We start from the raw sequence: 20,084 nt of genomic DNA, 5'->3' as shown, positions 1-20,084 counted from the left end.
GTGTAAAGGTTATTTACTCCTTGGTATGATGACAACGGAATGGGGAAAAGTGGAAAAACTATTGTTCGATCAGGAACCGAAGCTTACAATGATATCAGGTATTTGGAAAATGTTGTGTGGAAAGAGAGGCATTCGATGAACCATAAAACGATGGGTATGATATTTATCTGCATTTCGGTGTTCTTGTATGCTGTCCGGTATCTGGCAGCTGCCATATTCGGATCCAACTTGACGTCATGGAGCAAAGAGATGTTTGATTCGATGTTGACCTATGTAGGCAAAGGCCCGCTGGTATTAAGCTGGATCAGCCTGATTGTCGGCATCTTGTGTTTCTTAGGTCCGAGCATCGGCAAATGGAATTCGGAAGATTTGAATAAGATCAAGAAGAACTGGAAGGAATTCGATCCGCCTAATAACAAATGAAGTGTCGGCAGGGAGTCTTTTTGAGTATGGAGTGAATTCAAGGGGGAGTCGAGATGACCGATAACCAAGTGGCCGGCTTTTGGATCAGGCTAGGAGCCAACATTCTGGATGGACTTATAGTGTCGCTTCCGCTAACGATCATAGCTGGACTTATCACGGGGAATTATGAGAATGAGCCGATCAGTAACTTGATCTTCGGTTTATACGGTATTCTGGTGCCGGTGTATTGGAATGGGTATACGATCGGTAAGCGCATGTGCGGCATTCGTATCCGCAAATTCGATTTTCTTGAGCCGCCGGGCCTCGGGACGATGCTGCTTCGCAACCTCGTGGCGGGAATCGTGTATGCGTTAACCCTTGGAATTGGAATTATTGTGAGCATCTTTATGGTTGCGCTGCGAGAGGATAAGCGTTCGCTGCACGATTTTATCGCCGGTACGGAAGTTGTATATGACTAGGGAATGAAGGGGTTACGTAAATCAGGATTACCTAGCGGGGCAGCCATTCATGGCGTTACCATGACGGGAGTTGATTAGATATCGAGTTTAAGATAAAAGGGATTGTCTTTGATATGGATAATACGCTGCTGCATTCCAGCATTGATTTTGGAGCTATGAAAAGAGACATCTATGCCTTTTTGTGCAGTCACAGCATTCTGTCTCCCGGCCTATCCATGGATACCCATACCACCTCAACCGTCATCGCTGAAGCCATGAATACGGGACGGCTGTCGGAAGAGCTGAGCTGCATGATGTGGGATATCGCCAAGGAACATGAGATTCAAGGGATGACGGGAGCAAAACTTGAAGATGGAGTTATGGAGATCGTCCAGCAATTACATGGACAGCTGCATCTGGCCATTGTGACGAATAATGCGGTAGAAGCAGCGATGACTGCACTCGAAGAGAACCGGATTGCTCATTACTTCGATCTCATTATCGGCAGGGAAGCCATGGACTTATTAAAGCCTGCGCCGGATGGATATATGGAGGTGCTGAGGCATTTTCACCATACATCGCCGAAGGAATGGCTGTCTGTCGGAGATGCCTGGGTGGACGGCAAGGCCTCCGAGAGCGCCCGAATTCCATTTATCGCATATCGTGGGGACATCGCGAGAATGAACCGCATGGGAGTTTTTCCGTTTGCCGAGATTCAGGACATACAAGAAGTCTTGGGGTATCTTCAGCCGCGTATCACCAAATAAATTTTGGAGGGGACATCTGCTGTGCAGAGTTTTATAAGGGAAGAAATTCCTCAAAAGATTGAGGTCGTTCGCAGAGCCGGCGTTCTATCAGGCATGCTGGCCGAGGCTACGTGATGAGATGGTATTTGTCCCATGTGTCTCTGACATTATTTATCTGCATCACCCTGTTCACGCTGTACAGCTTCATGTTTCCGCCGGAGGCAGGCAGTCCCTTACAGGGACTGGCGTATGCGTCGATTCTTCTGTTGTCGCCCGTGGGGATGCTGTTGGCACTCCTAAGCAGAACTCGGGGTAAACTTTCGCGAATCGGCATCACAGCCATTGCAGGCCACTCCGTGCTGATATTATTTCTTTTTTTATACATGACACTGGGATACCTGATTCTCGGTGTGTAAGGTTACCAAAGAAAGGGCAAGTCATGCCTATCTCTCCGTTCATTCGTTCCCAATGCCTGCAAACAATGTATCCAATACCCGATGTACATACTCATTCTGCTCTTCATCGGACAAGGGGAGGCCTAGGAAGTTTAATTGAAAAGCATATTGATAGCAGCTTCCCAGCAGCATGTCCGCAGCGGATCTCGGTTTAACAAACTCCGATACTCTCCCGATTCGCTGCTCCTCGAGCAAATAGGATTCAACGGCTTCATTTGCCCGGTGGGGGCCTTCATTCCGAGCGGTGAAGCCTTCCCGATGCTGCGCTAACAAACCTGGCTCAGAAATAAACGCTTATTGAAGCGAAATAAGCAATTAAGCTTTACCATCTTCCTCCCGGAAGTTGTATAATCATGGAAGACGTCTAACTCACACGTATGGCCCAGTCTTGGCAGGAGCTATTCTAAGGCTGGGTTTTGTCACATACCGGACGGCGAAGGAGGACTGCTTCACTATGAAAAAAAGAGCATATATTACGGATCTCGACGGGACGCTTCTGCGATCGGATCAAACCTTATCACCCTATACGATGAACGTTGTCACGGATGCATTGGAGCGGGACTTGATCGTCACGTATGCGACTGCCCGCGGTTATATTAGCGCTCAGAGCGTCGTTTCGGATATCCCGTGGAAATACCCCGTGATTCTATATAACGGCGCTTTGATATATGACGGGTTGAATCAAACCGTTGTGGATGGATACTGGCTGGAGCGCGACATTTCAAATGAGATTATCGGCGTTGGGAAAAAGCACGGCATTACACCCTTTTATTTCTCGCTTGATAAGGACCAGCGGGAGCGTGTTCTGCATGAGACGCTGCGTAGAGAGGGAGAGATGACCTTCTATGCTGGCCGCCCCCATGATCCGCGGTTCCTGGAAGTGAAGAACTTGAAATGTCCGCCGGATTACCGGACGTTAGCTCTTACCTACATCGGATTACATGAAGAATTGGAGCCAATTCGGCAAGAGGTTACGGCATTCTACGGCGACGTGATTCATGCTCATATGATGCCGGATTATTACATTCGCAACCACTATTTCCTCGAATTCAGCCATGCCAAAGCAAACAAAAGAGACGGCCTCCAATTATGGTCCGCCCACATGGGGATTGATCTGGAGAACACGGTGGTGTTCGGCGACCACATCAATGATGTCGGCTTGTTCGAGGCCGGAGGCACGCGGATCGCAGTCCGGAACGCGCATGAAAGGATACGGCAGCTGGCTGATCATATTATCGACTCGAATGAGCTGGATGGCGTGGCGCATTATATCGAGCAGCAGATGGAACTGGCGGGAGAGAATACGATTATATCCACACTGGGAGGACCATGAGGAGCTTTTAGCTGCAGCGAATATGGATTAGACTTGAGATGAACTTTAGGAACCGTTTCGATGTCAGACGATATCCAAAGAGGAAATATCGCCTGCATCTTACGGCTGGTTAAATCTCAGCGTGATGTTCAGACCTCCGTCGTTATTTATAACTCATGATCTTCCCTTCATCTCAAAATTGACCTTAACCAGCTCGGCAAAAGCAGAAAATGCCTTGTTCCTGAACCGGTCGTTGCGCCGGACCAGGCTTGTCGAGGTGTGACGGAAGGCTTCCGGGATCGAGTAGCTGCCCATATTGGCGTATTCTCCGCTTAAGACGGAGCTGGGGAGCAGCGCTGCCGCAAGTCCTGACCGCACGATGCTGAGCTGGGTTTCCAACGAGGAGACCTCGATCATATTGGTTAGCGGAATGCCTTCGCTCAGCAGCCATGCTTCAAGGGCGCTTCGAAACGGGCATCCCGCGGGGGCTACGGCCCATTTGGTCACCGCAAGTTCGGGAAAGGGCTGCTCTTTGGATTTGGTCAGCAGCATGACTTCATCCTCTTCTATATAATCGGCTACCAGCTTCGGTGGAATGGTTCCTGTCACAAAAGCCCCGTCCAGCTGATAGTTCAGAACTTGAGTAATCAGCTCCGAGGAGCTGCCAGTCAACAGGGACAGCGTGACGTCAGGGTACTTGGTTTGATAGTCGGACAAGGATTGAATGAAGTGCCCGCAATGAACCGTGTCCACGACGCCAATGGCTAATGAACCGCTTGGATACGGCTGTTCCTGCACGGTTCTCACTGCTTCTTCGGACAGGTTGATGATGGTACACGCATAGTCCAGGAACATACGCCCTTTCTCCGTCAATGTTACTCCATTGGAGTGCCTGTTAAACAAGGGAACCCCCAATTCATTCTCCAGTTTTTTGACCCGGGCCGTTACATTCGACTGCACATACCCAAGCTGCTCCGCGGCGCGGGTGATGTTACCTTCCTCCGCAATCCTGAGAAAAACCCTTAGATCAGTAAGCTCCATGCCAACACTCCTCTCCTTCAGACATCACTAAAAATGATGACATCATTATTAATGATCATTATACAGCATGCCAAATTTGGATTACAATCACAACGACATCATAAAGCGATTTAAACAAATACAGAGTGGAGGGGATGTTGGGGGATGAAGAAGGCATGGTGGCTCTTATTATTGGCGGGAGCGCTGGAGGTTGTCTGGGTATCCGGTTTAAAACATTCCGATGTATGGTGGCAGTGGGTCATTACCATCGCATCGATCGTATTCAGTTTTAAAGTTTTTTTGGACTCCGCGGCGAAGCTTCCCATCGGCACGGTCTATGTGATCTTCACAGGACTCGGTACAGCCGGCACGGTGCTGGTGGAGATTCTCGTGTTTGGCGAGGAAGCGAATCCCGTCAAGCTCCTACTGATTGCAATGCTGGCCGCAGGCGTGCTGGGGCTAAAGCTGGTCACGAAGGATACGGATCGTCAAGCGAAGGAGAGTGGCGTCTAATGGAATGGATCGCTCTGATTGCAGCCGGGTTGTGCGAAGTTCTGGGTGTCATTGCCTTAAGACGGGTAACCCTGCAACGCAGCTTGGGATCCTACGTTTTTTTAGCCTGTTCGCTTGGCTCCAGTTTCCTGCTGCTGACGTATGCGATGAATTTCATTTCCATGGGAACCGCCTACGCGATTTGGACGGGAATGGGGACGGCAGGCAGCACGCTGCTGGGGATGTTTGCGTTCGGAGAACCGAAGGAATGGCGTCGTATGTTCTTCATCGCTTTAATTCTCGCTTCAGCCATCGGACTTAAGATTATGACGTAACCAATCGGGGCGTACAGAATTTCTTAGACTGTGAAGGATATTCGGATTTGTATATAGAATTTACATATAGTTTGGTGATTTGAAGCTATGCGATCAAACGCCAGGATGCATTTTTTATTTTGGAAAGGACAGGTGTATCTTATGAAATTCAGCGAGTATCGCTATGAACGCCCCGACGTAAAAGCTTTTGAGCAAAAGTTCAAGGAACAACTGAACGCCTTCACCTCCGCCGGCACGTACGAGGAACAGGATGAGGCGATGACCCGTATTAACAAACTTCGCAGCGAGATGGATACCCTTAGCCAACTGGTGTACATCCGCCACTCGATTGATACGAACGACGAGTTCTATAAGGCAGAGCAGGATTTCTTCGACGAGAACGGACCGGTCATCCAGGAATACATAACGGATTATTACCGGGCCCTCGTGGATTCGAAATTCAGAGCCCAGCTGGAGGACAAATGGGGACGGCAGCTGTTCCAGCTGGCAGAGTTATCGCTCAAAACCTTCAGCCCTGAGATCATCGAGGATTTGCAGCAGGAGAACAAGCTGACGACGGAATATGCGAAGCTGATCGCTTCTGCAAAAATTCAGTTCGAAGGCGAAGAACGCACCCTGTCGCAGCTGATTCCGTTCCAGCAATCGACGGATCGCGATATGCGCAAACGCGCAATGGAGGCTTCCAGCGGTTTCATGGCCGAGAACGAAGCCACCTTCGACCGCATCTATGACGATCTGGTTAAAGTGAGAACCAAGATTGCCAAGAAGCTTGGCTTCAACAATTACGTGGAGCTGGGTTATGCCCGTATGGCCCGCACGGATTACAATGCGGAGATGGTGGCTAATTTCCGTAACCAGGTGCTCGAGCATATCGTTCCGGTTGCGTCCAAGCTGAAAGAACGTCAGCAGAAGCGGATCGATGTGGACCAACTGCTGTACTACGACGAGAATTTTTCCTTCAAATCGGGGAATGCCACGCCGAAGGGCGACCCGGATTGGATCGTGAACAACGGCGCGAAGATGTACGAGGAATTGTCTCCGGAAACTCACGAGTTCTTCACCTTCATGCAGGAGAACGGCCTTATGGACCTGGTTGCCAAAAAAGGCAAGCAGAGCGGCGGATACTGTACCTATATCAGCGAGTACGGCGCACCGTTTATCTTCTCCAACTTCAACGGGACTTCCGGAGATATTGACGTGCTGACGCACGAAGCCGGTCATGCGTTCCAAGTGTACGAGAGCAGAGGTTTCGAGGTACCGGAGTATGGATTCCCGACTTATGAGGCATGCGAAATCCATTCCATGAGCATGGAATTCTTCACTTGGCCGTGGATGGACCGCTTCTTCGAGGACGAGGCGGATAAATACCGCTTCGACCATCTGGCGAGCGGACTCATCTTCATTCCTTACGGGGTGACGGTTGATGAATTCCAGCACTTCGTTTACGAGAATCCGGATGCTACGCCGGCGGAACGGAAACAGGCATGGCGCGAGATCGAGCGGAAATATCTGCCGCACCGGAACTATGATGATAATGCGTATCTGGAGCAAGGCGGCTTCTGGCATAAACAAGGACATATCTTCAATTCGCCGTTCTATTATATCGATTATACGCTGGCTCAAATCTGTGCATTCCAATTCTGGAAGAAGATGCACGAGGACCAATCCGCGGCATGGGCGGATTATCTGCACCTGTGCCGTCAAGGCGGAAGCGAATCCTTCACTGAATTGGTGAAGGTCGCAGGACTGATCTCTCCATTCGAGGATGGCTGCGTCACTTCCGTCATCGGCAGCATCGAAGCTTGGCTGGACAGCGTGGACGATACAGCTCTTTAAATCGTAAATAAGTTATGCAAAGACATGCAGGAGCACACGAGTGGGTACATACTCAGGTGTTTCCTGCATGTTTTTCATAGTGAGCATCTCAAAACGTGACTCACTTTTTAATGCCCATAAACCAGGAGGAATAAAGACCATGATTACGTACAAACCGTTAAGCGAGCTTCCGATTCGGGAAGTATCCGAGCTTTGGAATCTCTCGTTTGAAGGCTATATGGTGAACGCTTCCATGCCGCTGGACCGCTTCATTGCACGGATCGGGAATGACGCTTTATGTCTGGAGCGCTCACTCGCTTGTTACGTGGATGGCGTACCCGCCGGCATCGTCATGAACAGCTTTCGATTGGATGACGGCGAATCCATTGCGCGTAACGGAGGGACGGCAATAGCTCCGGATTTTCGGGGCAAAGGGATCGGCAAATCCATGATGGAGAAAAACGACGACCTCTATAAGGAGCAAGGCGTGCGTCGTGCCTATTTAGAGGCGATCAGCACGAATGCGGCCGCGATTCGCCTTTATGAAAGCGTCGGATATGAAATCATCGATCGGCTGCTCATCATGACAAATGATCAATCGTTAGAGACGCAGGATCATCAGAATGCATCGACTCCGTTTACGTTGGTCAGAGGCCTAGCCGCGGAGGCTGCCTCCGCAGACTTCTATCGATCCGGCGAAGTCTGGCAGACAGACGCTGCCAGTATCAAGGACGGCGAGTGCGTGCTTGTTTATGAAGGGGAAGAACTTGTGGGCTACGGTTTGTTTAAGCGTGCGTTCGATGCTGCGGGCCGTTTGCAGGCGACCACGCTGTTCCGCTGTGAAGCCGCTCCTGGTTACCGGGATGCCCAAGCCGTGTTAAAGGCAGCCGCGCTCGAGATGATGCAGCCTGGTTCCACTTGCAAGCGATCCGCATTCAATATCCGGGTTTCTCATAAGGAATTGGTGGACGTGCTGGAGGCGCTTGGGTTCGCCAGCTCGATGGAGCAGGTGCTTATGGTCCGCGACTACAACGCTACATAGGTTGTATGAATATCTGCAAGGCTGGAGGAATTACGCTTATGAGAAAAAGCACGGATCTAACCCTGTATCCGGCCCTATCGAATGATATCCATTGGGGCGTGGTGCGAGCCCGGTTTGCCCTGGGCGAAGATTTCGAAGAATCGATGGTCAGCAATGTCACGATTATTCCATTCGCCGGGGAACGCTGCGTTATTTTTCAGATAGCGGACGGCAGCTGGGAGCTTCCTGGCGGAACCCTGGAGCCTGGCGAGGATTATATCGAGGGACTCCGGCGGGAAGTGAGGGAGGAGCTTGGCGCAGAACTCGAGTCATACCGGGTCTTTGGCCAGTTTCGCTGCGAGTCCAGCAGCAAGACGCCTTATCGGCCGCATATTCCCCATCCTCATTTTGTCCGATTGGTTGGGTACGGGGATGTACGCATCGTTGGGGAGCCGCTGAATCCCGAGGATGGGGAGCAGGTCATCGCAGTGGAGGCGGTTGATCTGGAGGTAGCCGTAAGACGATTGGAGGAGACGGGCAGGCAGGATATCGCGGATCTTTACAAGCTGGCATATACCATACGACAAGGTGACAGCTTAGAGTAATCGACGATGACTCATTAGGTAGGGAGGAAGGAACATGAGAGAGACAACCACCATTTATCTTGTTAGACACGGACAAACCGAGTGGAACGTGCAGCATCGTTTTCAAGGACATAAGGATTCGCCGCTGACGAAGCTGGGCATTCGGCAAGCGGAATGGCTCGGCGAAGCCTTGCAGCATGACCCATTTGATTTCATCTTCTCCAGTACCAGTTCAAGGGCATACCATACGGCCGAGCTCATCAAGGGGAACCGGAATGTGCAAATTACGGCATGCGATAAATTCAGAGAGATTAATCTGGGAGTATGGGAAGGAGAGATCCAGGAACGGATCAGCGATATGTATCCTCAGCAGCTGGATCATTTCTGGAATCATCCGGAGCTGTTCGGTGTCGAGGGGAGCGAGACGTTTCACGAGGTCAGAGAGCGTGCGGTTAACAAGCTGAACGAAATCATCGCTTCAAATCCGGGCTCTCGTATTTTGCTGGTCACGCATACCGTGGTGGTTAAGCTGTTAGTGGCTTATTTTGAGGGGAGAAGTTTGGATCGGCTGTGGGATCTGCCTTACATCCATCCGACATGCTTGAGCAAGATCGAGCTGACCGATGATGTCCCTTCCATCCTCCTGCATGGGGATGTCAGTCATTATAGGGAGGAGCAAGGCGTTTAATGGTCGTCTGAGAAATATGTTGCATGAGGAACTCCACCCCCAAATTTCCCCGAATCGAGGGGCAGTTGCTGAGTGAGACCATGAATCAGGATGGGGTTTTATAAGTTCGATCATAGGGGGAGCGCGCTGTTCAGAAAAGAGGAGTAGATATTGGAACACTTATTTCAGGAGCTGTTACAGCATTATTTTCATGGCCCTGTGTCTTCGATCGAGACCGTGCCTTTCGGCATGACGAATGATTCCCGAATTGTCGTCATGAACCAAAATAAATACGTCGCGAGAATATACAATCGTCACACGAAGAATGAAGAGAGATTACGGTTTGAGGTTGGACTAACAGCCTATCTGGAGAGTTGTTGCTTATCGTTTGATGTTCCATGTTTCGTCTCCAGTAAGGATGATGCCAAGTACGTGGTTCTATCGGATGGTTCCCTGGGCTCCCTGACACGGTTTATCGAAGGAGAGGCCCTGACCTATCCAGCATGTCCGATGTGCTTAGTTATGGGCGGACAGTTGGGGAAATATCATTTGCTCTTCAACAATTCGAATCGGATTCCGTTGATGTAGCTTATCCTGCGATTGCGTTCCATGATTTTTACAACCTCCATTCTCTATCCAATCAGACGAAAATTAATGAGTTTTTGGTATGCCCTCCATTTGAGATTGATGCCGAACAGATAGCTGTATTGCAAGGATACTATGAATGTGGGTTTAACCGTGCACCTGAATTGAATGTACTGCCAAAGCAAATGGTCCATCATGATATTTTAGTTTTCAATCTCTTGATCGATCCCCAGTCCAGGGAGATGAGTGGTGTATTGGATTTTGATTTTGCCGCTAGGGACATACGGATATGGGAACTATCCATCTGTCTGAACCATCTTCTTCAGCATGAGGACCAGACCTTGACGAAGGTTGAATTATTTTTAGATGAGTATCGAAAAAATATGAGGTTAACCCGTGCAGAGATCGATTGGATTCCCTATACCATGCAGTTATATTATGTTTCGTTATTAAGCATCTATATCGGACAGCATTTGGCCGGAAGGAACATCGCCTCCTATTTTCAACTGATGTTGAAGCAACTTATGATCAGAAAAGAATGGATGGAACGGAATCAACATGAGTTTGTTGAGATGTTGTATTCGAAATGTTTATGAATGTGCCAAGCAAACAACTTCTAGGATGTGATGGATGCTGTGAGATTACCTTATAAAATAGGTTATGCCGTTACGTTGGTTTGGCTGGTCTGGATTGTATACGGTTATATGAATTATGACGATATCGCTGAGCGCGGCCAACTGTCCATCGTTCTGTTAAGCGCCGTGATTGGCATCATCCTGCTGCCGATCTATTTTATATCCGTACTGCTGTACTCTGTTTACAAACGGGATTCTGGAAAGAAAAAGTAAGGGGGGATATCTTGAAGGATCAATATCTATTTTTGCTCGGTGGACATTCCTTTCAAGCCGAAGCGAATCGACAGTTTCTAGAGCAAGCAGGCGGTTCCCATGCCAGGATTGCGTTATGCATCATGAACCGGCTGGGCTGGGAGGAGTATGTTCCGTTGTTTCAGCAGATGTGGACTGAAGCGGGAATGACCCAGAACGTGAGCGTGATCGTTCCCGATGAAGACGGGAATCTGGACATGGAACTAGCTGAACAGGTGCTGTCATGGGCCACGGGAATATTTATTGGCGGGGGCAACACGGAGAAATACCATCACTATTACGCGACGGGGCCTTTTAAAGAGCTGTTAATCGACCGCTACGAGAACGGCGTTCCGATTGCTGGCAATTCGGCAGGTGCCCTAATTCTTCCGGAGACATGCCTAATATCCCCGCTTGATAATGAACAAGGCATCATGATGTTTAAGCAAGGTGTAGGGTTGCTCTCGAATGTCCTGATCAGCGTTCATTATACGGAGTGGGACGACCAGTCCAATCTGCTGCAGGGAATGAAAACAAGGAAAGTGCGTTACGGCATCGGCATCGATGAGCAGGCATGCGCCGTTATTATCAATGGACAGCTGGCGTCCTCGTTGGGGGAATCCGTCTATACCGTAACCTACGAGGATTTTGACGAGGACCGATATACGATAGTGAAGAGGACATCTTGAAAGATGTCTTCTTTTTATAGGTCATCCGGAAGTAGGTCGTCTTGAAATAACGTATCAGGGATCTGGTTTTTCTATCGCAAGTGTGTCAAGATAAACGGAAAATAGACGGAGGGGACTGGACGGAATGATCTATCATATTATTTCGAAGCAAGCATGGATGGAAGCGCAAGGTAAGGATATGTACGAACCGCCAAGCCTGCAGACGGACCGATTTATTCACTGCTCGACCGAGGCGCAAGTCAGCGGCGTAGCTAACACAATTTACACAGGCAAAACCGATCTGCTCGTTCTGGGGATTCAAGAAGATCAGGTGGACGCGGAGATCGTATTTGAGGATTTATATGAGCTGAATCAGCTGTATCCGCATATTTACGGCGGGTTAAACCTGAATGCGGTCCGGAAGGTGTATCGTTTGGAGACGGATGAGTACGGCGTTTTTGCGTTCCAGGCTTCTCCTGAGCTTGAGTATAAAGGATAGAAAAGCCGTAATACCACAACTTAATACAAAGGAGGAAGCATGTATGATACTCGAAGTGGCCATGCTGCAGGTGAAGCCGGGACAAACGGCGGATTTTGAACGGAATTTCCAAGTCGCGTCAGGAATCATCTCCAAGATGAAGGGCTACATCCATCATGAGCTGAAGCGATGCTTGGAGGATGATCATAAGTACGCTCTATTGGTGAAATGGGAGACCCTGGAGGATCACACGATAGGTTTTCGGGAATCCGCGGAATATCAGGAATGGAAACAACGGCTGCATCACTTTTACGATCCGTTCCCTGTTGTAGAACATTATGAAGAGGTGTGAATCGAAGCATCATTTTTAAAGCCCCTGAACAAGCCATGCCCAGCGGTATGTTATCTTATGATGAAGCGATGGATAAGCTGAATCGAGTACGGGAAACAACGAAACAGATCATAACGAAGCTGGCTGAGCGAAATACGAATGATCTGCACGATCCTCACCCGTATGGATTCGAGCTGAATGCTGCACAATGGGCCCATTTTATAGCGATACACGAGACCCTGCATATCAGAAAGCTGGGACGTATCCGGGAGGCGAATCAGTAACCGTTAAGGCAGGTGTTCGAGTTGAACGTTGAAGAGTTGATGACAGAGGTATACGGCATTCTGCCGCTTAAGGTCGAGCCGATGTCATTCGGCCATACCAATCAGGTGTATAGCGTGTCATTTCCGGACGAGCAAATCATTCTCCGAACCAATCGCAAGCCCGACGTCCTGAAGCATACTGCAAACAACATAGCGATCCTATCATCGCTGGGCTTGCCGGTACCGAGCGTGATTCGAACGGATGTGTCCCTTCAGAAGGTCCCCTATGCATACATGATGCTGGAGCATGTTCCGGGCCGTGATCTGCGATATGAGCTTGAGGGCATGACGGATGAACAATTGGACGATCTCGCCGGACAGATCATCGTTTTCCAGCGCAAGGTGTCCGAGCTTCCCTTGGGCACCGGATTCGGATGGGTTCCGATCGGAGAGCAGGGGCCTTTTACATCCTGGGCGGAGATCATCGATCGTGATATCCGCAATCATATCGGCAACATAACCGGTGAGGTTGCTCCGGACATCATCGTTCAATTGCAGCACATCAAGCGGCGATACGAGCCTGATTTCGACCGGATAGAGCCTGTCTGTTTCCTGGATGATCTCACGATCAAGAACGTGATTGTGTCCGATGGCACGCTGCAAGGTATCGTGGATTTCGATTGGGTCTGTTATGGAGACCCGTTGTACATGATCGCCCTCACCCAAACGGCGGTGGTCTCTGATATCGGAGACCGGGGAATGGCCTACGTGGAGGCGTTATGCAGGCAGTGGGGAGCGGACCGGGAACAGCGGGCACTGATTGATTTTTACTCCGTCGTTCATGCGCTGGCATTTATCGGCCATCATCAGAGGGAGCAGAACGAGGCCTGCAAACAGCGTATGGTTTCATTCATAGTAGACAAAATAAAACAGGATGCAAACAGAACCGCATGAGCTTAAGAGCCCATGCGGTTCTTGTTGTCTTATCAAGAAGTTGGCGCAAATCCCACTCTCGGTTTGTCCCGTTCCTTGGTATTCACCGAAACGTAGCGGATCGCGGTTAACGGTACATACAGCATCTCGTATTCATCTCTGTATCGGATGAATTGTTCGCCTACTTCCTCCAGCGTGCCGTTCCGCACATAACTTCCATCCGTAAAATAGATGCTCACTTCCTGATTCAGCAAATTTTTCAGCATATACGGTTCACTCCTTGTGAATAAAGTAGAATATCGGGGCTAAACGATCATGGGCATTCATCGGATACCGTCACAGTTTGGTGACGATGTCGTCAATGATCCCGTATTCCTTCGCTTCTTCCGCCGACATAAAATAATCCCGCTCCATATCCTTTTCGACGCGTTCGACGGACTGACCTGTGCGCTCGGATATAATATGCGCCAGCTTCTCACGGGTTTTCAGGATGCGTTTAGCCGTAATGGCGATATCGGTTGCCTGCCCCTGTACACCGCCCAGCGGCTGATGGATCATAATTTCGCTGTTCGGCAGAGCGAGGCGCTTTCCTTTGGCGCCGGCCAGCAGCAGGATCGCTCCGTATGATGCGGCGAATCCCGTGCAGATGGTGTTGACTTGAGGTTTGATAATCTGCATGGTATCGTAAATGCCAAAGCCCGCGGATACCGAGCCGCCCGGACTGTTGATGTACATGTGGATATCCTTCTCAGGGTCCTCGGCCGCAAGAAACAACAGCTGCGCGATAATGCTGTTTGCGATGGCGTCATCGATGGCTGCGCCCACAAAGACGATCCGATCCTTCAGCAGTCGGGAATAAATATCGTATGATCGTTCGCCACGGTTGGTTTGTTCAACAACATAAGGAACAATATTCATGGTTTCATCCTCCATCTTCGTAAGGTTTTCGTGATTCAGCAAGTAAACGAAGAGACCGCTGCAAAAGATACGAAAGAAACCATGAAATATATTTTTGATGACAGCGTAACGAAAAGCACGCTTCATTCGTTTACCTATAAGATATCCTACCGAGATGTGGAAAGGAGTGGATTCCGATGACCATCTATCGACCGAGCGCCACCACGGAAGCCGAACAGGGCCTGGCGGAGCTGAATGCCGTCCTGCACAGGTATTGTTTGTCACTTACAAACTCCTCATGGGATTCCGATGATCTGGTGCAGGACACATGGATCAAGGCGTTGGAGCATTTGCAGCAGCGGAGCCATGCCAATCCCGAAGCTCTCCTGCTTCGGATCGCCAAGAATACATGGATTGACCGGGTCCGCCGGGATCAGACCTACCGACGAATTCTGAATGAGAAGCTGGAACACGTATTGACTAAAGAAGAAGCCTCGAACGAGGACAGCAAGCTGAACATCGAGTTCGCCTTTCAATGGCTGATGGAACATTTGTCTCCCCTGCAGCGAACGGTGCTGCTGCTTCGTGAAGTGTACGAATATTCCATTTCGGAAACCGCGAATATGCTGCAAACGACGGACGGAGCGGTAAAAGCGGCCCTTCATCGAGCTCAAAAGGTGCTGCAATCGTTGAACCCGGAGGAAGAGGAACTTGGATTGGCTATGCCGGAAGAGGCAGAGATGACCCTGAATCTTCAGGCATTGGCAGAGGCATACCAATCCGGGGATGTCGAAGCTGTCGTTAGGCTGATTCAATGGAACAGCAGCGGGGGATCGGCCATTGGAAGCATGGCTCCGATGGAGGTTCAATCGCCGACCGCGAGTTATATGATGTATGGCGGGTATTCGGCCGACCTGCGAATGGCCGCGTAAAGCGAAGATTCAACCAGGTGGATCATACATTGCCGTTAAGGTCGGAGCAGAAGCTGCTCCGGCCTTTTTTGACGAGGATTAACAACCGGTGAATAGGGACAACCGATATACATGAATCTCCGTCCATCGTATCGTCTTCCAGCCCTTGGGGATGTATACTATAACCAAGCAGATTGGACAGGAATGAGGGATGAGGTTGCAGACCGAAGTGAAGCTGTACACCATGTGCATGATACAAGACGGAAGCAGAATTTTGCTGATGAACAGACCGGATGACAAAGGATTCCCCGGATATATTGCCCCCGGCGGCAAGGTGGATTTTCCGGAAAGCATTGTAAACGGAGCCATTCGGGAGGTTCGGGAGGAAACCGGCTTGATTGTGAAGGACATCATCTATAAAGGCCTTGAAGAATTCTGTGAACCGAATACGGGGCTTCGGTACATGGTATTTAATTATTTGGCCACTTCCTTTGAAGGGGAGCTGCTGGAGCATCCTCCCGAAGGGGAGCTGTTATGGGTGGATCGCGAAGAGGCGTTAAAACTGCCCATGCAGGATTGGTTTAAACGAAGGTTTCCTTTGTTTTTCGAAGAGGGGACGTTTGAATTAAGCGAGGTATGGGATGAGAGGTCAGGGCACGTTCTGGAAGAAACGGTCAGGCGGTATCCTGCAAGAATACCACAGGCGGCAGGTCTCGCCGATTAACGAAGGGAGCGATGCGGGATGGCGGTCAAGGCGGTGTTCTTCGATTTATATGAGACGTTAATCACGGAGTTCGCAGACGGCAAGCGGGTATCCAAGAGATCCTATGACTATATGGATAGACTCGGGCTATCGGAAGCGGAGTTTAAACAGGAGTGGAGCACTCGTTCGGAGCGAAGAATGAATGGGCATTTTCCCGACTATCATTCGGTGATCCGTGACATTCTGGATTCTCGCAGTTTGCCCTATCCTAAGGAACACGTGGAATTCCTATACCAGTCGAGAGTCAGCGAGAAGAAAATTCCTTTCCGAACAATCTCGAAGGAGATCTGCAGGCTGCTGGAACTTCTGCGTGAACGGGGACTGAGGCTGGGCTTGATCAGCAATTGCTCGGAAGAAGAGGTGGTTTCTTTTGGCCAGAGCGGATTGGCCCCCTACTTCGATGACGTTATCTTCTCTTATCAGGTTGGGGTAGCCAAGCCGAATGCAGAAATCTATCGCTTGGCTTGTGAGCGCTTATCCGTAAGACCGGAGGATGCCCTGTTTATCGGGGACGGCGGTTCAGATGAGCTGAGAGGCGCGGGCAGTGCCGGATTAAGGCCATATCACGCCTATTGGTACAATACGTTTATGGAGAGCGGGTATGAGAAGATCCGTCAACCGCTGCATGTGCTGGACATCATTGAATCTATATAGAAAGGGAGCCGCCGAACAATGAATCTGCAGGCCATTAACCATCTCTGCTTTTCAGTTTCGCACTTGGAACGGTCCATTGATTTTTACAGGGACGTGTTTGGAGCCAAGCTTCTGGTCAGAGGGCGAAAGCTGGCTTATTTCGATCTGAACGGGCTGTGGATTGCTCTAAACGAAGAAGACGTGGACCGAAGCACGGCAAACAGAACCTATACGCATATTGCATTTACCATCGATGAGCAGGATGTGGAACCGACGCTGCTTCGCCTTCAATCGCTCCAAGTGGAGATTTTGCCGGGTAGGGCAAGGGACGAGAAGGATAAGAAGTCGATTTACTTCCTGGATCCGGACGGCCACATGTTCGAGTTTCATACGGGCGGATTGCAGGACAGACTGGACTATTACCGAACGGACAAAGAGCATATGATCTTTTACGATACCGAATAGTTGGGGGAAGGAACGATTCCAATTGCAGATCGAGGAGATGAGACGATGAACCTTGCCAACCGCATAACGATAGCCAGGATGTTATTGATTCCCGTATTTATTTTATTTTTTGCCGAGTATCCACTATGGTTGACCGAGAACAGCCGCTTTTTTGGATTCATTCATGCTTATGGAACCTACATCGCGCTGGGCGTGTTCATTCTTGCGTCGGCTACGGACAAGCTGGACGGTTACATTGCACGGAAATTGAATCAAATCACGAACCTTGGAAAATTGCTGGACCCGCTCGCAGATAAACTGCTCATATCGGTCGCCTTAATCATGATGGTTCAATCCGGCATGGTTGCGACTTGGATTGCCATTGCCATCATCGCCCGGGAATTCGTCATTACGGGACTTCGGATGGTCGCCTCCGAGCAGGGAATCGCATTGTCCGCTGACAGACTCGGCAAATTGAAAATGGTCCTTCAAGTCACTGCCATAGCAGCGGTATTGCTGGATAACGCTCCGTTTACTTTCATCAGGATGGTCCAAGTGGACGAAATGCTCATGCTTGCGGCAGTAGCCTTAACGATTTACTCAGGCATCCATTATTTATTGAACAATGTTAAACTCATTAAACTTAGCTGAAGAGTTTATTTTAATGAACAACCGAAGATGGGAAAATATCCTACTTTGTGCCCATTTTGGGCTCGGAAGGTAACGATTTGAACCGGGACTGTCGATATACAGAGAGACTGGAAAAAAAGCCTGCGAGACAGAAGGTACAAAGGAGAGAAATAAATGAGCTTAAACAGAAAGACAACGAAGATTTTTCTTGTCGTTGTGATGATGTTGGCGATGGTTTTTCCAACCAGCGTATTCGCCGCCTCCGGGGACGTAACATCGATTGAATTTGATACGAACGAGAGCAAAATTTACTTAACCGTTAATGAAACAACGGAACAACTTCGCGTATTGGCTAACATTGAAGGATCTTCCACGAAGAAGGACGTAACCAATGAGACGACGTGGACTTCGTCCAACACGAGAATCGTAAAGGTTGACGGCGGTCTCATTGTTCCGCTGGAGAAGGGTACGGCCCGTATTACGGCAAAATACAAAGGCGCAATCAAAACGATTGATGTCGACGTCAAATTTGCCATCGACGAGTTCAAGCTGGATCAGCCGGATAAAGTGGAGCATAAGCTTGGAACGGAAGGTTTAACCGTTAAAGCATTGGCTGACGGAACGAACGACGTGACAACGGAAGCGAAGTGGACCACTTCCGATGACAGCGTAGTGAAAGTAAGCAAAGGGGAACTGACCCTCGTAGGTCTGGGCAGCGCAACCGTGACTGCGGATTACAAAGGGCTCAAGGCGTCCTTTACGGTCAAAGTCGTCGCTCCTTACCAAAAGCTTGCGATCGTTCCGGGCGAGGATCAGGAGCTGCTAGTCGGTGATGCGCCTGTGGATCTTAAAGTATTCGCCAAGCAGTCGGAGACCGATGCGGGTACGGACGTAACGGACAAGGTAGAGCTGAAATCGTCCAACACTTCCGTAGCAACGATTGAGGATGGCAAGCTGAAGCCGGTGGCTTTGGGCAAATCCACGATCAGCGTGAGCTATTTGGGTTCGACTGCCAAGCTGGATGTGTATGTGCGCAATCCATATGAAGCTTTGATACTGGATCAGACGGATTTCGTCAAGAATCCGGTTCTGTTTATGAATGATTCGATTACGGTAAAAGCCAAGGTTCGTAATGCGGCTTCCCAATCCATCGACGTGGCCGGGGAATGGACCTCATCCAATCCGCTGGCGGTATCCGTCAACGGTGGCGTGATTACAGCAAGAGCAAAGGGAACCTCCACCATCAAGGTGAGTTACCTCGGAATCAGCAAAGAATTTACCGTTAAGGTGTATCCGACGGTGACCAAGTTTGAAACAGAGGACACGAAGCTGGATGTGCTGAAAGACGAATCCAAATCCTTCCCTAAAGTGACGGGAACGCTTCTGGACGACGAGGAAGAGGATTTCAGCAGCGCGGTGACCTGGACATCGAGCGATGAGAACGTGGTAACGACCGAAAACGGCAAAATCAAAGGTATCGATGCCGGCACAGCAACAATCACCGGTAAGATCGGTTCCAGAGAAGTAGCGACGCTGCCGGTTACGGTTAACGAAAAAGTGCTGGTGCTGCTGCCGGATGTAGAGGAGTATCAGCTGGTTATAGGCAGAAGCAACGCGCTGCCGAAAGTAAATGCCGTATTCGAGGATGGCGAAGAGAGCGATGTGACCTCTTCCATCGAATGGTCGCTGACTGGATCTGCGGCTGTCATTAAAGACGGTACGATCAAAGGCTTAACGAAAGGCTCGACAACGCTGAAAGGCACTTATTTGAACAAAGAAGTCAAGATTCCGGTCGTGGTTGAACAGGAAGTCGTTAAGTTTGTCGTAGACCCGGAGAATATTGACCTCAACATCAAGAAATCCAAATCGATTAAAGTTACAGGCTACTACAGCAACGGCAAAACGGTTTCGCTCTCATCCAAGATGAATTGGAGTTCTTCGGACACCGCGATTGTAACGGTATCCAGAACCTCCGTTAAAGCGGTTGCCGAGGGTAAAGCAACGATTACGGGTTCATACCAAGGCAAAGAAGTCACCGTTAAGGTAAACGTGGTTCCGAAGATGACGAAATTGATCGCCAGCGAGAAGAAATTGAACTTGAAGCCCGGTGACGTCAAAACCGTAACGGTTACGGCCGAATATGATACCGGCGCAAAAACGAGTGTTGGGGACACCGCCGTGTGGACAACCAGCAACTCCAGCGTGGCCAAAGTAACGAACGGACGCATTGAAGCGATCGCGAAGGGAACCGCCCGCATTAAGGGGCAGTACAATTCGAAGACCGTAACCATTACCGTCTCTGTTAAATAGTTAGAACAGCATGCTGCAACAGCCCGGCTCTAAAGATGAGCCGGGCTGTTGTCTGTTCATAAGAA

The 20,084-nt window shown here is 49.7% G+C and carries 28 protein-coding genes; 24 read left to right on the top strand and 4 right to left on the bottom strand.

Annotated elements, in window-relative coordinates:
- Nucleotides 1-135: 135 nt before the first annotated feature.
- From GYMC10_RS21650 to GYMC10_RS21635, 4 genes are all read left to right on the top strand, one after another.
- Complete coding sequence (locus GYMC10_RS21650) at nucleotides 136-423, top strand: hypothetical protein (RefSeq protein ID WP_015736495.1); 288 nt, start codon at nucleotides 136-138, stop codon at nucleotides 421-423.
- A gap of 53 nt (nucleotides 424-476) precedes the next feature.
- Nucleotides 477-881 (top strand): RDD family protein, encoded by a 405-nt coding sequence (locus GYMC10_RS21645; RefSeq protein WP_009589894.1) that lies wholly within the window; start codon nucleotides 477-479, stop codon nucleotides 879-881.
- A gap of 80 nt (nucleotides 882-961) precedes the next feature.
- Nucleotides 962-1,627, top strand: a complete 666-nt coding sequence (locus GYMC10_RS21640; RefSeq protein WP_315971985.1) for an HAD-IA family hydrolase — start codon at nucleotides 962-964, stop codon at nucleotides 1,625-1,627.
- A 113-nt stretch (nucleotides 1,628-1,740) separates the two neighbouring features.
- The gene (locus tag GYMC10_RS21635) at nucleotides 1,741-2,022 is read left to right on the top strand and encodes a hypothetical protein (RefSeq protein WP_015736492.1); all 282 of its coding nucleotides are present in this window, start codon (nucleotides 1,741-1,743) and stop codon (nucleotides 2,020-2,022) included.
- Nucleotides 2,023-2,061: 39 nt separating this feature from the next.
- Here GYMC10_RS21635 and GYMC10_RS32615 read toward each other — a convergent pair whose 3' ends face one another.
- A complete protein-coding gene (locus GYMC10_RS32615; protein WP_015736491.1) occupies nucleotides 2,062-2,334 on the bottom strand; it encodes a TetR/AcrR family transcriptional regulator C-terminal domain-containing protein in 273 nt (90 codons plus the stop codon).
- A gap of 181 nt (nucleotides 2,335-2,515) precedes the next feature.
- On the opposite strand from GYMC10_RS32615, the gene GYMC10_RS21625 reads away from it, so the two are divergent.
- Complete coding sequence (locus GYMC10_RS21625) at nucleotides 2,516-3,394, top strand: HAD family hydrolase (protein ID WP_015736490.1); 879 nt, start codon at nucleotides 2,516-2,518, stop codon at nucleotides 3,392-3,394.
- Between the two features lie 153 nt (nucleotides 3,395-3,547).
- On the opposite strand, the gene GYMC10_RS21620 is transcribed toward GYMC10_RS21625, so the two are convergent.
- Nucleotides 3,548-4,414, bottom strand: coding sequence for a LysR family transcriptional regulator (locus GYMC10_RS21620; protein WP_015736489.1), 867 nt, complete (start codon nucleotides 4,412-4,414; stop codon nucleotides 3,548-3,550).
- Between the two features lie 144 nt (nucleotides 4,415-4,558).
- Here GYMC10_RS21620 and GYMC10_RS21615 point away from each other — a divergent pair, with 144 nt between their 5' ends.
- The 13 genes from GYMC10_RS21615 (at nucleotide 4,559) to GYMC10_RS21555 (ending at nucleotide 13,452) form a co-directional block, all read left to right on the top strand.
- Nucleotides 4,559-4,906, top strand: a complete 348-nt coding sequence (locus GYMC10_RS21615; RefSeq protein WP_015736488.1) for a DMT family transporter — start codon at nucleotides 4,559-4,561, stop codon at nucleotides 4,904-4,906.
- Nucleotides 4,906-5,220 carry a DMT family transporter gene (locus tag GYMC10_RS21610; RefSeq protein ID WP_015736487.1) on the top strand — a complete coding sequence of 105 codons (315 nt, stop codon included), beginning with the start codon at nucleotides 4,906-4,908 and terminating at the stop codon, nucleotides 5,218-5,220. Before GYMC10_RS21615 ends, GYMC10_RS21610 begins: the two co-directional genes overlap by 1 nt.
- Nucleotides 5,221-5,361: 141 nt before the next feature.
- Entirely contained in the window at nucleotides 5,362-7,056 is a 1,695-nt protein-coding gene (locus tag GYMC10_RS21605; RefSeq protein WP_015736486.1) for a M3 family oligoendopeptidase, read from the top strand.
- A 139-nt stretch (nucleotides 7,057-7,195) separates the two neighbouring features.
- Nucleotides 7,196-8,077 (top strand): GNAT family N-acetyltransferase, encoded by an 882-nt coding sequence (locus GYMC10_RS21600; protein WP_015736485.1) that lies wholly within the window; start codon nucleotides 7,196-7,198, stop codon nucleotides 8,075-8,077.
- A 38-nt stretch (nucleotides 8,078-8,115) separates the two neighbouring features.
- Complete coding sequence (locus GYMC10_RS21595) at nucleotides 8,116-8,661, top strand: NUDIX hydrolase (protein ID WP_015736484.1); 546 nt, start codon at nucleotides 8,116-8,118, stop codon at nucleotides 8,659-8,661.
- Nucleotides 8,662-8,695: 34 nt separating this feature from the next.
- On the top strand, nucleotides 8,696-9,328 hold the full coding sequence (locus GYMC10_RS21590) for a histidine phosphatase family protein (protein ID WP_015736483.1): 633 nt from the start codon (nucleotides 8,696-8,698) through the stop codon (nucleotides 9,326-9,328).
- A 482-nt stretch (nucleotides 9,329-9,810) separates the two neighbouring features.
- On the top strand, nucleotides 9,811-10,488 hold the full coding sequence (locus GYMC10_RS21585) for a phosphotransferase enzyme family protein (protein ID WP_410002327.1): 678 nt from the start codon (nucleotides 9,811-9,813) through the stop codon (nucleotides 10,486-10,488).
- Nucleotides 10,489-10,518: 30 nt separating this feature from the next.
- Nucleotides 10,519-10,740, top strand: coding sequence for a hypothetical protein (locus tag GYMC10_RS21580; protein WP_015736480.1), 222 nt, complete (start codon nucleotides 10,519-10,521; stop codon nucleotides 10,738-10,740).
- A gap of 11 nt (nucleotides 10,741-10,751) precedes the next feature.
- The gene (locus tag GYMC10_RS21575; protein WP_015736479.1) at nucleotides 10,752-11,447 is read left to right on the top strand and encodes a cyanophycinase; all 696 of its coding nucleotides are present in this window, start codon (nucleotides 10,752-10,754) and stop codon (nucleotides 11,445-11,447) included.
- A 124-nt stretch (nucleotides 11,448-11,571) separates the two neighbouring features.
- The gene (locus GYMC10_RS21570) at nucleotides 11,572-11,925 is read left to right on the top strand and encodes a DUF952 domain-containing protein (RefSeq protein WP_015736478.1); all 354 of its coding nucleotides are present in this window, start codon (nucleotides 11,572-11,574) and stop codon (nucleotides 11,923-11,925) included.
- A gap of 43 nt (nucleotides 11,926-11,968) precedes the next feature.
- On the top strand, nucleotides 11,969-12,256 hold the full coding sequence (locus GYMC10_RS21565; RefSeq protein WP_015736477.1) for an antibiotic biosynthesis monooxygenase family protein: 288 nt from the start codon (nucleotides 11,969-11,971) through the stop codon (nucleotides 12,254-12,256).
- Entirely contained in the window at nucleotides 12,253-12,519 is a 267-nt protein-coding gene (locus tag GYMC10_RS21560) for a DinB family protein (RefSeq protein WP_015736476.1), read from the top strand. Before GYMC10_RS21565 ends, GYMC10_RS21560 begins: the two co-directional genes overlap by 4 nt.
- Nucleotides 12,520-12,540: 21 nt before the next feature.
- On the top strand, nucleotides 12,541-13,452 hold the full coding sequence (locus GYMC10_RS21555) for a phosphotransferase family protein (RefSeq protein WP_015736475.1): 912 nt from the start codon (nucleotides 12,541-12,543) through the stop codon (nucleotides 13,450-13,452).
- Between the two features lie 32 nt (nucleotides 13,453-13,484).
- Here GYMC10_RS21555 and GYMC10_RS21550 read toward each other — a convergent pair whose 3' ends face one another.
- Both GYMC10_RS21550 and clpP read right to left on the bottom strand, forming a co-directional pair.
- Nucleotides 13,485-13,697 (bottom strand): hypothetical protein, encoded by a 213-nt coding sequence (locus GYMC10_RS21550; protein ID WP_015736474.1) that lies wholly within the window; start codon nucleotides 13,695-13,697, stop codon nucleotides 13,485-13,487.
- 70 nt (nucleotides 13,698-13,767) lie between these two features.
- Entirely contained in the window at nucleotides 13,768-14,364 is a 597-nt protein-coding gene (gene clpP / locus GYMC10_RS21545) for an ATP-dependent Clp endopeptidase proteolytic subunit ClpP (protein ID WP_015736473.1), read from the bottom strand.
- A gap of 161 nt (nucleotides 14,365-14,525) precedes the next feature.
- Between clpP and GYMC10_RS21540 the strand changes: the two genes are divergently transcribed.
- The 6 genes from GYMC10_RS21540 (at nucleotide 14,526) to GYMC10_RS21515 (ending at nucleotide 20,019) form a co-directional block, all read left to right on the top strand.
- Nucleotides 14,526-15,260, top strand: a complete 735-nt coding sequence (locus GYMC10_RS21540; protein ID WP_015736472.1) for an RNA polymerase sigma factor — start codon at nucleotides 14,526-14,528, stop codon at nucleotides 15,258-15,260.
- A 190-nt stretch (nucleotides 15,261-15,450) separates the two neighbouring features.
- Nucleotides 15,451-15,963, top strand: a complete 513-nt coding sequence (locus tag GYMC10_RS21535) for an 8-oxo-dGTP diphosphatase (protein ID WP_015736471.1) — start codon at nucleotides 15,451-15,453, stop codon at nucleotides 15,961-15,963.
- An 18-nt stretch (nucleotides 15,964-15,981) separates the two neighbouring features.
- On the top strand, nucleotides 15,982-16,656 hold the full coding sequence (locus GYMC10_RS21530; protein WP_015736470.1) for an HAD family hydrolase: 675 nt from the start codon (nucleotides 15,982-15,984) through the stop codon (nucleotides 16,654-16,656).
- Between the two features lie 18 nt (nucleotides 16,657-16,674).
- Entirely contained in the window at nucleotides 16,675-17,100 is a 426-nt protein-coding gene (gene fosB / locus GYMC10_RS21525; protein ID WP_015736469.1) for a metallothiol transferase FosB, read from the top strand.
- Nucleotides 17,101-17,145: 45 nt separating this feature from the next.
- Complete coding sequence (gene pgsA / locus GYMC10_RS21520; RefSeq protein WP_015736468.1) at nucleotides 17,146-17,730, top strand: CDP-diacylglycerol--glycerol-3-phosphate 3-phosphatidyltransferase; 585 nt, start codon at nucleotides 17,146-17,148, stop codon at nucleotides 17,728-17,730.
- Nucleotides 17,731-17,883: 153 nt separating this feature from the next.
- Nucleotides 17,884-20,019 carry an Ig domain-containing protein gene (locus tag GYMC10_RS21515; RefSeq protein ID WP_015736467.1) on the top strand — a complete coding sequence of 712 codons (2,136 nt, stop codon included), beginning with the start codon at nucleotides 17,884-17,886 and terminating at the stop codon, nucleotides 20,017-20,019.
- The last annotated feature ends 65 nt before the right edge of the window (nucleotides 20,020-20,084 follow it).

Origin of the sequence: Paenibacillus sp. Y412MC10 (assembly GCF_000024685.1) — a bacterium.
GTDB classification, from domain to species: Bacteria; Bacillota; Bacilli; order Paenibacillales; family Paenibacillaceae; genus Paenibacillus_AQ; species Paenibacillus_AQ lautus_A.
This window is presented reverse-complemented; position numbering and strand designations above follow the sequence as displayed.

Coding starts and splice junctions, on each gene's coding strand:
- GYMC10_RS21590 (WP_015736483.1), top strand. CDS start 8,696: ATGAGAGAGACAACCACCATTTATCTTGTTAGACACGGACAAACCGAG.
- GYMC10_RS21625 (WP_015736490.1), top strand. CDS start 2,516: ATGAAAAAAAGAGCATATATTACGGATCTCGACGGGACGCTTCTGCGA.
- GYMC10_RS21645 (WP_009589894.1), top strand. CDS start 477: ATGACCGATAACCAAGTGGCCGGCTTTTGGATCAGGCTAGGAGCCAAC.
- GYMC10_RS21515 (WP_015736467.1), top strand. CDS start 17,884: ATGAGCTTAAACAGAAAGACAACGAAGATTTTTCTTGTCGTTGTGATG.
- GYMC10_RS21595 (WP_015736484.1), top strand. CDS start 8,116: ATGAGAAAAAGCACGGATCTAACCCTGTATCCGGCCCTATCGAATGAT.
- GYMC10_RS21570 (WP_015736478.1), top strand. CDS start 11,572: ATGATCTATCATATTATTTCGAAGCAAGCATGGATGGAAGCGCAAGGT.
- GYMC10_RS21565 (WP_015736477.1), top strand. CDS start 11,969: ATGATACTCGAAGTGGCCATGCTGCAGGTGAAGCCGGGACAAACGGCG.
- GYMC10_RS21605 (WP_015736486.1), top strand. CDS start 5,362: ATGAAATTCAGCGAGTATCGCTATGAACGCCCCGACGTAAAAGCTTTT.
- pgsA (WP_015736468.1), top strand. CDS start 17,146: ATGAACCTTGCCAACCGCATAACGATAGCCAGGATGTTATTGATTCCC.
- GYMC10_RS21635 (WP_015736492.1), top strand. CDS start 1,741: ATGAGATGGTATTTGTCCCATGTGTCTCTGACATTATTTATCTGCATC.
- clpP (WP_015736473.1), bottom strand. CDS start 14,364: ATGGAGGATGAAACCATGAATATTGTTCCTTATGTTGTTGAACAAACC.
- GYMC10_RS21530 (WP_015736470.1), top strand. CDS start 15,982: ATGGCGGTCAAGGCGGTGTTCTTCGATTTATATGAGACGTTAATCACG.
- GYMC10_RS21550 (WP_015736474.1), bottom strand. CDS start 13,697: ATGCTGAAAAATTTGCTGAATCAGGAAGTGAGCATCTATTTTACGGAT.
- GYMC10_RS21580 (WP_015736480.1), top strand. CDS start 10,519: ATGGATGCTGTGAGATTACCTTATAAAATAGGTTATGCCGTTACGTTG.
- GYMC10_RS21610 (WP_015736487.1), top strand. CDS start 4,906: ATGGAATGGATCGCTCTGATTGCAGCCGGGTTGTGCGAAGTTCTGGGT.
- GYMC10_RS21615 (WP_015736488.1), top strand. CDS start 4,559: ATGAAGAAGGCATGGTGGCTCTTATTATTGGCGGGAGCGCTGGAGGTT.
- GYMC10_RS21620 (WP_015736489.1), bottom strand. CDS start 4,414: ATGGAGCTTACTGATCTAAGGGTTTTTCTCAGGATTGCGGAGGAAGGT.
- GYMC10_RS21585 (WP_410002327.1), top strand. CDS start 9,811: ATGTCCGATGTGCTTAGTTATGGGCGGACAGTTGGGGAAATATCATTT.
- GYMC10_RS21650 (WP_015736495.1), top strand. CDS start 136: ATGAACCATAAAACGATGGGTATGATATTTATCTGCATTTCGGTGTTC.
- GYMC10_RS21535 (WP_015736471.1), top strand. CDS start 15,451: ATGAGGTTGCAGACCGAAGTGAAGCTGTACACCATGTGCATGATACAA.
- GYMC10_RS21540 (WP_015736472.1), top strand. CDS start 14,526: ATGACCATCTATCGACCGAGCGCCACCACGGAAGCCGAACAGGGCCTG.
- GYMC10_RS21600 (WP_015736485.1), top strand. CDS start 7,196: ATGATTACGTACAAACCGTTAAGCGAGCTTCCGATTCGGGAAGTATCC.
- fosB (WP_015736469.1), top strand. CDS start 16,675: ATGAATCTGCAGGCCATTAACCATCTCTGCTTTTCAGTTTCGCACTTG.